The following is a 13,177-nucleotide window of genomic DNA, read 5'->3' on the forward strand; positions in this document are numbered from 1 at the left end:
TGACCCTGGGGGAGATCGCCACGCTGAAACAGGCCGGGGAACAGGACGAGGAGCAGATCCGGTTCAACGGAGAGCGGGCGCTGGTGCTGGAGGTGAGCAAGAGCCTGCGTGACGACTCCCTGCGGGTGATGGACGATTTGAGGGCGCTGATCGAGGCCGAGCGCCAACGTTTCGGCGGCGGGGTGCGCCTGGCTATTACCCAGGACATGACCAGCATCGTGCGCGATCGCCTGCAGATGCTGGTAAAAAATGGCCTGATGGGGCTGGTGCTGGTGGTGCTGGTGATGAGCCTGTTCTTTCGGCCGCGCCTGGCGCTGTGGGCGGTGCTGGGCCTGCCGGCGGCGTTCATGGGCGCCTTTTTTATCATGGCGCTGACCGGCCTGTCGCTGAACATGATCACCCTGGTGGCGCTGCTGATGGCGATCGGGATTGTTATGGACGATGCGGTGGTGATCACCGACAACATCGCCGCGAATGCCGATGAGCACGACTCACCCCTGCAGGCGGTGGTCGCCGGCACCCGCCAGGTGCTGCCGGGGGTGCTGTCCTCATTTTTGACCACCGTCTCGGTATTTTTGCCGCTCTCCTTTCTGGCCGGCGAGCTCGGCTCGGTACTCGAGGTACTGCCGGTGGTACTGATCGCCGCCCTGGCGGCCAGCCTGATCGAGGCGTTCTGGATTTTGCCCCATCATCTTAAAGGCAGCGTGACGCGACTGCGTGGCGGCCATGATTCGCGTTTTCGCGCCGCCTTCGAACGGGGCTTCGATCGGTTTCGCGAACGGGTGGGCGAGATCGCCGATCGGGCCATTGTCTGGCGCCGGGCGGTGCTGGGACTGGTGTTGCTGGTCATCCTTGGTTCGGCCGGGTTCATGGCCGGCGGCCACATCGGCAGCGAGGCGATGCCCGATATCGACGGGGACGTGCTCGAGGCGCGCATCCTGATGCCCCAGGGCACGCCGCTGGCACGCACCGATGAAGTGGCCGCGCAGGTGGAGGCGGCCATGCGCCGGCTCGACGAACAGCTGACCCCGCAGCAGCCGGAGGGGGCGCCACTGGTGCAGGCGATCCAGACCCGCTTTAACTACAATCCCAGCGCCCGCGAGGCCGGCGCCCATGTTGCCACGGTCATGGTGGATCTGCTCACCGCCGAGCGGCGCAGTGTCACCCTCGACGAGCTGACCGGGGCCTGGCGCGAGGCGATCGGCCCCGTCGCCGGGATCCACAGTCTGATCATCCAGGAACCGGGTTTCGGGCCGGCCGGGATCCCGGTGGAGCTGCGCCTGCAGGGTGAGGATCTGAGCGCCCTGAAAGCGGCGGCCCGCGACGCGGCGGGGCACCTGGCCGGCTATACCGCCGCCTATAACGTCATGGATGATCTGCGCCCCGGCAAGCCGCAGCGCAGTTTTTCTCTCGCCCCCGGCGCGCACGGGCTGGGCCTGAGCGCCGAGGAGGTGGCCGCCCAGTTGCGCGCGGCGCTGCTAGGCGAGGTGGCCGACACCCGGCGCATCGGCGATCGGGACGTGGAGATCCTGATCCGTCAGGCCGAGGGCGATCGCGACAGCCTGGATGATCTCGCCGATCAAACCATCATGTTGCCCGACGGCAAGCAGGTGCCGCTGGGCGAGGTGGTGCGGATCCGCGAGCAGCGCGACTGGGCGCGCATCACCCGCATCGACGGGCGGCGCACCGTTACCGTCGAGGCCAACGTGGATGCGCGCCTGAGCAGCGGCCAGGCGATCGTCAGCGATCTGCGCACCGGCTGGCTGGTCGATTTCAGGGCACGTCACCCGAAGGTGGCGGTGATCTTCGAAGGTCAGGTGGCTCGCTCCGCCGAAACCGGCGGCTCCATCGGCCGCGGCCTGCTTATCGGGCTGGTCGGGATCTTCGTGATCTTATCGTTTCAGTTTCGCAGCTATGTGGAACCGTTGATCGTCATGCTGTCGATTCCACTGGCCTTCATCGGTGCGATCTGGGGCCATGTGCTGATGGGCTATTATCTGTCGATGCCGTCGCTGATCGGCGCCGCCGGCCTGGCCGGCATCGTGGTCAACAACGCCATCTTGCTGATCCACTTCATCAAGGGCCATCGCGAACAGGGGTTGTCGGCGATCGCCGCCGCCGGTCAGGCCAGCCGCGATCGCCTGCGGGCCATATTGATCTCGTCCTCCACCACCATCGCCGGACTGGTGCCGCTGCTGGCGGAAACCAGCACCCAGGCCGACGCCATCAAGCCGCTGGTCATCTCCGTCGTATTCGGCCTGCTCAGCGCCACCGTGCTGGTCCTGATCGTCATCCCGGCACTGTACGTCATCTTCGACGACCTGGGCTGGACGCGCGCATCAGAAAGCGAAGAACAGCATGAAGGGGGAGAATTGATTTAGGCAGGGTCATTTTTTAGTGCTCTGGGAATCAACGCGGAGGACGCGGAGACGCAGAGAACGCAAAGAGATAATTTTGAATGCTGAATTTTAAATTTTGAGTTACAGAGCCAGATCCCATTCAAAATTCAACATTTAAAATTCAAAATTATTTCTTTCTCCGCGCCTTTGCGTCTCTGCGTCCTCCGCGTTTTATTACACCGAACTGACTAGTTGAGCGCCTGGGCCAGCAGGCGGCGGTATTTGCTGACCAGTTCGCCCTGGTTGCCGAGCAGGTCGAACATTCTTAACAGTCCCTTGCGTCCGGCGTCGTCGTTGTAGGCGCGATCGCGTTTGACGATCTCCAGTAGCTGTTGCATGGCGTCTTCGTGACGGCCTTCGGCGGCGTAGCGGGCGCTGAGTTGATAGCGGGCCTCACTGTCCTTGGGATCGGTTTCGATCCGTTTTTCCAGTGTCGGGATATCGTCCGAGTCGGACAGGGTTTCGGCCAGTTCCAGTTTGGAATAAAGCGCCGAGACTTCCGGGCTCATCTGGATGTCGACGGAGAGGCTGTCGAGCAACTGGCGGGCGTCGTCGTGGCGTTCTTCCTGGATCAGGATCTCGGCGAAGCGTACCCGGTTTTGCATGTTCTCTTTATCATCAAGAATGATCTGCTGCATTTCCTGCAGAGCCTCTTCCTTCTCGCCCTGTTCATAGCGATCGATCGCCTGCTGCATGGGGGTGTCCGGCTTGCCTTCCATATGCCGGTCGAGCAGGGCGCGGATCTCGCCTTCGGGCTGGGCGCCGGTGAACTCATCGACGATCTGGCCGTTTTTGACCAGCTTGACGGTGGGGACGCTGCGCACGCCGAAGTGGGCGGCCAGTTCCTGTTGCTGATCGATCTCCACCTTGGCCAGCATGAACTGGCCCTGATACGCCTCGGCCAGTTTTTCCAGCACCGGCATCAGGCTCTGGCAGGGGCCGCACCAGGTGGCCCAGAAGTCCACCAGCACCGGCACCTGATGGGAGGCATCGATCACCTGTGACTGAAAGGTCTGGGCGCTGACATCGAAACTGTACTGCGATTGGCTCATGGTCTGTCCTGTCGGTTGCTGAACGGATAGGGGATGAAAGAAGCGTCCTCTGACGGGCGGGACGCGGGCGAATTATACCTGCATTGGCCACAGTTGCGCAGCGGCGGTAAACAGCAGGCTGATTCGAAGTTCATGATTGGGCCACAGCTGGCGAATGCCTTCGGCGTAGAGTCGCATCTGTTCTTCATAGCCGGCGGCCACGGCCGCGGGATCGATGAGTGCCGCGCGATGGGTCTTGTAATCGATCAGATGAATCCGGCCGGGCTCGATCAACAGCCGGTCGATAATGCCGTTGACGGTCCGCTCCCCCTGGCGATACAGGAGCGGCAGTTCGTTGCGGCACTGCACGTCGGCGGCGGGCTGAAAAACCTCGGCCAGTTGCGGGGCCGAAAAGGCGGCCAATGCCTCGTCCCACCACTCGGCCAGCTGCGCGGCGCCGGCCTCGCCGGCCAGCCGTTGCAGCGCGCGCTCCCGGGGCAGTGACGGGTCCTGGCAGAGCCACTCCAGGCAGCGGTGGATGGTAATGCCCCGCGTGCGCCCGTCCTCATCCTCGATACCGATACCGCCGTCGTTCTCCTCCCCCTGCTGGCTGGGCGCCTGCGCCGCGTCGCCGGCGCCGAGGGGCAGCGGTCGGCGCAGGCGCGGATCCGGTTCGGGAACGACCTCGGTCTCGGTGGCGGGTACCGACGCCGGTGTCGGTGGGGGGGCGTTGCTGGTGACCAGGGTCTGCGCACTCTGAATTTCATCGGGTAGCAGGTCAAAGGCGCCGGCGATCTGCTGATACCAGCTGGTGGTTTCGTCCCGTTTGGGCAGGCTGCCGGAGATATAGAGCCGCTGCCGGGCGCGGGTGAGCGCCACATATAAAAGATTGGCCTCCTCGCGGCGGGCGGCGCTTTCGGCCCGTTCGATCACCGCCTCGCTGAGCGGATCCTGCCAGCCCTTCGCCGGGCGCAGCAGAAAATGGGCCGGGCGGGGCGCGTTGGCCGGCCATTCGATCAGCCCCTCATGGGCCTTGCCACGCGGCTCGGCGCGGGCGCTGTCGATCAAAAAGACCACCGGTGCCTCCAGTCCCTTGGCGCCATGGATAGTCATGATGCGCACCCGTGCCTGCTGGCCGGCGTCGGCCGGCTCGTCGGGGGCATCGTCGTCATTCTGGCGCAACTCCCGCAGCCATTGGGCGAAGGTCATCAGGCTGGGATAACGGCCGCTATCCATCTCCAGCGCCAGCTCCTGGAAGCGCACCAGGTTGGCCAGCACCCGCGGCACCAGATGGGTCGGGAAGGCGGCCCGATAGCGGGCCAGGACATTGGCTTCGCTGTAGATGCGATCCAGCAGGTCGTGCACCGGAATGTGTCCGGCCAGGGCGCGCCAGCGGGCCAGGTGTTCGTGGGCGCGATGCAGTGGCGCATCGGGCGGCTGATCGGCGGCCCGCTGGGCCAGCCGCTCGAACCAGTTGCCCGGCGCCTCCCCGGCCAGTTGCATCAGCGCGTGGTCGTCGATGGCGAACAGCGGCGAGCGCAGGATGCCGGCCAGCGCCAGGTTGTCGAAGGGCATGCTCAGCCAGTTGAGCAGATTGAGCATGTCCTGCACCTCGATGCTCTCCAGCAACGTGCCGCGATTGCCGCTCAGATAGGGAATGTTCGCCTCGCGCAACGCCTGCTCGTACTCGGGCAGATGGGTACGCGAGCGCACCAGTAACAGAATGTCGTCGTAATCGATTGTCCGGGCCGGGGTGTCGGGGTTCGCCTGGACGGGCAGGCGGCTGTCGATCAGCTGGCGGATTTCGCAGGCGATCGCCTGCGCTTCCTGGCGATGGCGGGTATGGGTCGGCTCGGGGCGCGGGGTGAACAACGGATTGCGCAGCGGCGCGTCATCGTTCGCCTCAATGTCCGTCTCGTCTTCCTGCTCTTTGGCCGGCGGCAGCAGAATCACCTCACCCCACAGCGATTGATGATGGGTCCGGTGTTCGGGAAAGTCGGGGAGCTGCTGGTGAAGGCGGGGATCCTGGCGGAACAACTGATTGACGAAGTCCATGATGGCCGGGGCCGAGCGCCAGGAGGTATTGAGCGGATAACGGTGCGCGCCCAGGCGGCGCTCCAGCCACTCGGTAGCGGTGTCGAACAGCCGCGGTTCGGCGCGGCGAAAGCGGTAGATCGACTGTTTGGTATCACCGACTAAAAAGACACTGCGCTGGCGTTCGCTTTCCTGGGCCAGTTCTTCGAGCAAGGGTAACAACAGTTGCCACTGGGTCGGGTTGGTGTCCTGGAACTCGTCCACCAGCAGATGGGCGATGCGCTGATCGAGTTTGTACTGCACCCACAGGGCGTTGTCGCCCTCGTTGAGCAGTTGATACGCCTTCCATTCCAGATCGGTGAAATCGAGCAGCCGCTGTTCGCGTTTGATGCGCTGGTAATGATCCAGCAAGGCGACACCGGCCCGGTACCAGGCGCCGTTGACCCGGTAATTACGCTGTGCGGCCAGCTGCTGTTGCAGTGTTTGCAGTTGCTCGCAAAAGTCACGATGCAGTTCGGCCAGCTCTTCGGCGCCGTCTGCCCCCAGGCTTTTTTGCAAGGCTTTGCTGCTGGCTTCGCGATTGCCGCGCGGCGTGCCGGCCTGGGTTAAAAATGCCTGGTAAACCGCGCTGTAGCGGGTGGTCGCGTCCTGTTGTGGATCCAGCGCGATCTGCAACTGGGCCACAGCCTCGTTATTGCCCTTGTTGGGATGCCCGGCGAGCAGTTCGGCCATGCGCGCCAGTCGCTGGTAACGCCCGGCATCGGCAAAAAAGTCAGCGATCGGATCCGTGTCGGGATCGATCCCCAGCTGGTCGCGCAACTCCCGGCAGGCCCACTCGATCGGATCGGACTGGCCGGCGGTATAGACCCACCAGTCGCTGCGGTGCCCGACGAACTGGCGCAGGGCGCCGAGGGTATTGTGCAGGCCCAGCTCGTCGAACAACTGGCGCAGGGCGACGGCGTCAGGACTCTCCGGTTCACGGGCGGCGGTGACCATCAGCGCCTCGCGGGCCTCGTCGAGCAGCGCGGCGGTGCGCTCCAGCAGTTCGAAGCCGGGCGGGACATCCGCCTCCAGCGGGAAGCGGCGCAGCAGCTCCTGGCAAAAGGCGTGGAAGGTGGTGGTGCGCACGCTGTAGGGCGTTTGCAGCAACCGCTGATAGAGTTGCCGGGCCTGCTGGCGCAGGGCCGGGGTTGGCTCCAGCTGCAGGGCCTGTAACTGTTTATCCAGCGTGGCGTCGTCGCACAGCGCCAGTTGCTGCAGGCGCTGCAACAGCCGCTGCTGCATTTCGGCCGCTGCCTTGCGGGTAAAGGTGATGGCCAGAATCGCGCCCGGCTCGGCCCCCTCGAGCAACAGGCGCAGCAGGCGGCTGACCAGCAGATAGGTCTTGCCGCTGCCGGCCGAGGCCTGCACGGTGATATTGCCCACCAGGGCGGGTGTCGCGGCGCCACTCATGGCCGGCTCCTGTGATGGGGCGCACAGCCCGGTCCGAGCGACCTTGCGCTCACGCAGTGGGTAGCTAGGCTTGTAACACCCATCGGCGGTGTGCGACATGTTTGTCTGCCGCCAAGTGGAAGTCGCACAGGGAGACGTGTCGGGGGCGGGAGCGCCCACTCAGGATGAACCGCAGGGATGACTGTGGCAGTGACACGGAATTGTTGAGCGCACCGGCGCATGCCGGGGCGTAGACCGGAACTGCACGGACAAGCGACGGGCCGGAGTGCCTGCAGGGAACTGAGCCGGGGCGGCCGCCGGGTCGGATTATCATCCGACCGGGTGGGTCGTCCGGTTTTTTTTATGTCTGCCAGACGGGTTTTCGACATAACAGTGCCATATCACAATATTTGCAGGTGTCTGCATCCCCCCAGGCGGGCAGACCCTGACCCGCCTCAATCTGGTTCACGAGAGTTTGCAGGCGTTCGCCGACCGCCTCGCCAAGTTGTTGCAGTTCCGTCGCCGCCAGCGAACAGTTCAGTTTGAGCCGCTTTTCCGGTTTTTCGAAATGCAGATAGGCGACCTCGGCAACCGGCTGGTCCGGATCCTGTTGCTGTTGCAACAGGGCATAGAAGGGCAGCTGGATCGCTTCGCCACGGCTGACCTCTGCCGGTTTGGGAATGGTATTGCCCGTCTTGTAATCGAGGATCGCCACGCCGGCGTCGCTGCGATCGATGCGATCCAGCCGCCCCCGGATCGCGACTGCCCCCAGCTGGCCCTCGCTGCGTTGTTCGGTCTCGCACACCTGCCAGCCGCCCTGGCGGCGGGCGATCTGCCAGTCGATATAGCCGGGAATAAAGGCCCGCCACTGGCCGAGCCAGGCCTGATGCTCGAAGTTGTCGGCCAGCACATCGGCAAACACCGCCTGGGAAATCGCCTCCAGCCGGGCGATGGCCGCGGCGCGGTTGGCCAGCTCGAACGGGGCGTCGAAGGGTTCGGGCAGACCGGCGACCGGGGTATGCAGGGCCTGCAGACAGCGATGCACCCGCTCGCCGTAATCGGCCTTGGACAGCGCCTCGCGGATCTCCTCCGGCGGTTTGAGCTGCAGGGCGCGCGCGGCGTAGTACTGATAGGGACAGTCCAGTAACTGCTGATAATCGCTGGGCGAGAATCCCGGCGGCAGCAGATCGGCTTCCAGCACCGGCACCGGCCGGGCACTCGGGGGCGGCAGGGGCACGGCCGGTTCGCGCTCCACCTGAAACGCCTCGGCGGCATTGGCCTGATCGGCCAGGGTGGTGGCCAGCAGTGACTGTTCGGGCCAGGCCTGCTGGTGCAGGGCCAGCAGGTGTTCCAGCCAGTGACTGATGACCACCGGCTCGCCGTCCTGTTCGGCGCGGGCAGTGACCAGCATCGCCGGTGCGGCTTCCAGCAGATGGCGGATATGATAGAAGCGTTCCGCGTAATGGGTCTCGCGTTGCGGCAGTCCCAGCTCGTGGCGCACCTGCTGATTGAAAAACGGGCTGATGGCCGGATGGCCGGGCAGCGACTCCTGCTCGGCGCCGGCCAGGATCAGGGCGTCGAACTGTTGCAGCTGGCTCTGGGCCAGCCCCAGCAGGCGCACCCGTTGCTGGGTGGGGCGGGGCCGAAAATGGGTGCGCTCCAGGTGCCGTCCCAGCCAGGTGCGAAACTCGCCCCAGGCCAGTTCGAAGGCACCTTCGTCGACCCCGCCGGCGAGCTTCTCCAGCAGTTGCCCAAGGCGGCTGCCGGCGGCGTCCTGTTCCAGCGCCCGGTCCATTGCCAGCCGCTGCAGGCTCTGTTGCAGCGCGGCGATCCAGTGGGCAGCCGGGTGGCGGCCCCGGCGCAGGGCCAGCAGGGGCGCGGCGGCGGCCTCCAGCCGATCAAACAGATCCAGTAACGGGGTGATGTCCGCCTGGTTGGCCAGCCGTTTGCGCCGGTCGTGGGCGTGGGCGCGATAGCGGTTGAGATTGCGGGCGATGTTCTCGTGGCGAATGATGTCCTGCTCCAGGCGCCAGGTGGCCAGCCGGTGTTGCTCGGCGTCAGCGTCGGCGAAGACGAACGGCGATTTGAGCAGATCCAGCAGCGGCAGGTGGGCAAAGTCTTCTTCCAGACATTCCAGCCAGCGCTCCAGGGCCGCGGCGGCGCTGGTGGTGGAGAGTGCCCAGCCGGCGGCGTCGGCCAGCTGGATGTCGGCGCGCTCCAGCAGGGCGCGCACCCGCCGGGCCAGGCGCCGGTTTTCGGTGACAATGGCGATCCGGGTCTTGCCCGCCAGCAGCCACTGGCGCACCTGCAGATCGATGGCCCGGGCCTCGTGCTCGGCATTGTCGGCCAGCAGTACGGCCAGCCGCTCGCGCGCGGGACTGTCCGGGGCCACCTGGGCCAGTTGCCGGGCGCTCGCCTGCAGGGGCTGTTCATCGTGGTCGAAGACGGTTCCCAGCAGCCGGGTATACGGGGTTTCGGGCAGGGGCGCGTCGGGCAGTGCGAGTTGCCGGGCCAGCGGCCACAAATGCTGATCGGGATACCCGGCGGGGGTTGTGGCGATCTGCCCCTGCAAATAAAGGTGCAGCTGATCGCGCTGCAACAGGTTCTGCAGCCATTGTTGTTCCGCCGGAGCGAGCGGGTCGGCAACGGCGAGCCACAGTGGCTGTTGGGGATCGAGCGATTCCAGACTCTGGCGCAGGGCCAGCAGGTGGGCGGAGTCAGCGTCGGTCAGGTCCTGGGCCCGCAGCTGTTCATGCCAGGCGTGCCACAGGGTGTGAACAATAGTGGCCTCGCGGCCCAGGGTCTGGCGCAGGCTGTCGCGTACGCCGTAGGCGTTTTGCAGTCGGTCGATGAAACTGTCGCAATCGGCCGGCAGGCCGACCTCGCCCAGGGTCAGGGCCTGAAACAGCTCCTGCAGCTCGCCGGCCAGCAGCCAGGGGTTGGCCTGATTGAACAGATGTTGATAGGGGCGCAGTGCCTCGACCAGCAGCAGCTCGGCGCTGACCGAGGAACAGACCCGGACGCCGTCGGGCAGAAACGATTGCACCCAGTCGCGCAGGGGGTGGATCGCCAGCCCCACCAGCCCGCCAACCCCCTGTTCGGCCGCGGCATCCAGTAACCGTCGGCGCAGCGGGCCGCTGACCTGGGGATCATTGACCAGCAGCGTAACCCCGGTGAGATCCGGTAGCTGCTCACGATGATGGTGGATCAGATCCCGGGCGAGTTGTTGCAGGGGATCGGCGTGGTAGGGAAGAACTACCACGCGGTCACGTGAGCTGTCTGGCGTCATGGGAACTGGCCCGGACGCGGAAATGGTTCAGCGTTCCAGGTATTGAAGCTTGTCCGGTACGCCGTCCCACTCCTTGGCGTCGGGCGGGGGATCTTTGATTTCCACGATCACCGGCCACTCCCTGGACAGCTCGGCATTGAGGTCAATGAAGTTTTCCATCCCGGCGGGCACATCGTCCTCGGCGAAAATCGCTTCGGCCGGGCATTCCGGTTCACACAGGGTGCAGTCGATGCACTCCTCGGGATCGATCGCCAGAAAGTTGGGACCTTCGTGAAAGCAGTCGACGGGACACACCTCAACGCAGTCGGTGTACTTGCATTTAATACAGTTGTCGGTGACTACGTAAGTCATGCGCAGGCTCCTTAATCAGTCAACGAATGCCGAACACGGTGGTCCGGCGGGCAATCCAATAGTCTATGTTAGCGTGAAAGCCGGGCGGCGCGCGAGTCCGGTTATTGATCCAGCAATTTTTTCAGCCGATAGAGCTCATCCAGGGCCTGGCGCGGGGAAAGCTCGTCCGGTTGCAGATCCGTCAGCGCCTGCAGGGCCGCCGGCGGTGGTGGGGCCGGCGCGGCATCGCTGTCCGCGGCCGGCGCCGGGGGCTCGCCCTGTTCCAGTTGCTGCAACTTTTCCCCTGCCCGATCGATGACCGCGCGTGGCACACCGGCCAGCGAAGCGACATGCAGGCCGTAACTGCGGCTGGCGGGGCCGGGCTGGACCTGGTGTAAAAAGATGATCTGATCGCCGTGTTCGCGGGCATCCAGATGGACATTGCGACAATGAGGCAGCCACTCCGGCAGCCGGGTCATCTCGAAATAGTGGGTGGCGAACAGGGTATAGGCCTGGATACGGGTGGCCAGTTCCCAGGCGCTGGCCCAGGCCAGCGACAGGCCGTCGAAGGTGCTGGTGCCGCGGCCGACCTCGTCCATCAATACCAGGCTGTGCGCCGTGGCGTGGTGCAGGATATTGGCGGTTTCGGTCATCTCCACCATGAAGGTGGAGCGCCCGCCCGCCAGATCGTCGGCGGCGCCGATTCGGGTAAAGATTCGATCCACCGGTCCGATCAGCGCCGATTCGGCCGGGACGTAACTGCCGATATGGGCGAGCAGGGTAATCAGCGCGATCTGGCGCATGTAGGTCGATTTGCCGCCCATGTTGGGGCCGGTAATGATCAGCATGCGGGTCGCTTCATCCAGTTCGAGATCGTTGGGTGTGAACGGCGTCGCCTGCACCTGTTCGATCACCGGATGGCGACCTGCCCGGATCTGCAACCCGGCCTCGTCGACCAGTTGCGGACAGCGCAGATCGAGCGTGGCGGCCCGCTCGGTCAGATTACTCAAAGCATCCAGTTGTGCCAGGGTGGCGGCACAGGCCTGCAGTGACCGATGTTCTGTGTTGAGTTTGTCCAGCAGTTCATCGTATAGCTGCTTTTCCCGGGCCAGGGCCCGTTCGTTGGCACTCAGCACCCGGTCCTCGATCTGCTTGAGCTCGGGAGTGATATAACGCTCGGCGGCCTTCAGGGTCTGCCGCCGTTGATAATGATCGGGCACCGATTCGGCCCGCGCCCGGCTGATTTCAATGTAATAACCATGGACCCGGTTGTAACCGACCTTGAGATTGGCAATCCCGGACTGCTCGCGCTCGCGCTGCTCCAGCTCGGCCAGAATGGTGCCGACGTTGTGTTGCAGATCGCGCAGTTCATCCAGTTCGGCATCATAACCGGTGGCGATCACGCCGCCGTCACGGATCAGCATGGGCGGTTGTTCGATCAGTGCACCATTGAGCAAGTCATGCAACTTTGGAAACGGTCGGACCTGCTCGTGCAGTTCGTCCAGCAGCGGAATGTCGGCCTCGAGTTCGGCCAGTTGCGTGCGCAGCTCGGGCAGGAGAGCGAGGGCGTGACGCAGTTGCACCAGATCCCGGGGGCGGGCCGATTTGAGCGCGACACGGGTGAGAATGCGTTCGATATCGCCGATCTGTTTGAGCAGCTCCCGCAGCGGAAGATAGCGATCGGATTCCAGCCACAGCCCGATCAACGCCTGGCGTTGATGCAGTCGATCGTGATCGCGCAACGGCCGGTTGATCCAGCGGCGCAGCAACCGGCTGCCCATCGGGGTGACGCAGCGATCCATGATCCCCGCCAGGGTGTGGTTGTGCTGGCCGGACAGGCTCTGTTCCAGTTCCAGGTTCTGGCGGGTGGCGGCATCCAGCAACAGGCTCTGTTCGCGTTGCTCGGTGATTAGCCCGTGCAGATGCGGTAACAGACCGCGCTGGGTCTCCTGGACATAGCGCAACAGGCAACCGGCGGCGGCAATGGCCAGCGGCCAGTCGTCACAGCCGAAGCCGGCCAGATGTTGCGTCTGGAACTGATCGCACAGCAGGCGATAGGCGCTGTCGTGATCGAAATGCCAGGGCGCGCGGGATTTGACTGCTGCGGTACGCAGGCCCGGGTAGTGGCACTCCAGCTGTTCGTCGACCAGCAATTCGGCCGGCTGCAGACGGACCAGTTCCGAGTGCAGCGCCTCGTCTCCGTCCAGCTGCTGGACGCTGAAACGGCCACTGCTCAAATCGAGACAGGCCAGCCCGGACTGTTGCTTATGACGATACAGCGCGGCAATCAAATTATCGCGCCGCTCTTCCAGCAAGGCCTCGTCGGTCAGCGTGCCGGGGGTGACGATACGTACCACTTCACGCTTGACCGGCCCCTTGCTGGTGGCCGGATCGCCGAGTTGCTCGCAGATGGCGACCGACTCACCCTGGCGCACCAGGCGGGCAAGATAACTTTCTACTGCGTGATAGGGGACCCCGGCCATCGGGATCGGTTCGCCGGCCGACTGGCCGCGCCGGGTCAGGGTAATATCGAGTAGCTGCGCCGCGCGTTTGGCGTCGTCGTAAAAGAGCTCGTAAAAATCGCCCATGCGATAGAACAGCAGGATATCCGGATACTCGGCCTTGATGCGCAGAAACTGCTGCATCATCGGCGTATGCTGGGA

Annotated in this window: 6 protein-coding genes; 1 reads left to right on the top strand and 5 read right to left on the bottom strand. The window is 64.6% G+C overall.

Annotated features, from left to right (window positions below; genetic code table 11):
* Nucleotides 1-2,381, top strand: a 2,381-nt coding sequence (locus tag RI563_RS03175) for an efflux RND transporter permease subunit (RefSeq protein ID WP_310692896.1), incomplete at its 5' end; no start/stop codon positions are given.
* A gap of 206 nt (nucleotides 2,382-2,587) precedes the next feature.
* Here RI563_RS03175 and trxA read toward each other — a convergent pair.
* The 5 genes from trxA to mutS form a co-directional block, all read right to left on the bottom strand.
* Nucleotides 2,588-3,451, bottom strand: a complete 864-nt coding sequence (gene trxA, locus RI563_RS03180) for a thioredoxin (protein WP_310692897.1) — start codon at nucleotides 3,449-3,451, stop codon at nucleotides 2,588-2,590.
* Nucleotides 3,452-3,523: 72 nt separating this feature from the next.
* Nucleotides 3,524-6,916 (bottom strand): UvrD-helicase domain-containing protein, encoded by a 3,393-nt coding sequence (locus tag RI563_RS03185; protein ID WP_310692898.1) that lies wholly within the window; start codon nucleotides 6,914-6,916, stop codon nucleotides 3,524-3,526.
* 340 nt (nucleotides 6,917-7,256) lie between these two features.
* Nucleotides 7,257-10,184 (bottom strand): PD-(D/E)XK nuclease family protein, encoded by a 2,928-nt coding sequence (locus RI563_RS03190; RefSeq protein ID WP_310692899.1) that lies wholly within the window; start codon nucleotides 10,182-10,184, stop codon nucleotides 7,257-7,259.
* Nucleotides 10,185-10,211: 27 nt separating this feature from the next.
* Nucleotides 10,212-10,535, bottom strand: a complete 324-nt coding sequence (gene fdxA, locus RI563_RS03195; RefSeq protein ID WP_310692900.1) for a ferredoxin FdxA — start codon at nucleotides 10,533-10,535, stop codon at nucleotides 10,212-10,214.
* Nucleotides 10,536-10,636: 101 nt separating this feature from the next.
* A partial coding sequence (gene mutS / locus RI563_RS03200) for a DNA mismatch repair protein MutS (protein ID WP_310692901.1) occupies nucleotides 10,637-13,177 on the bottom strand: 2,541 nt, incomplete at its 5' end.

This window comes from Thiohalophilus sp. (assembly GCF_031581315.1).
Classification (GTDB): Bacteria; Pseudomonadota; Gammaproteobacteria; order UBA6429; family Thiohalophilaceae; genus Thiohalophilus.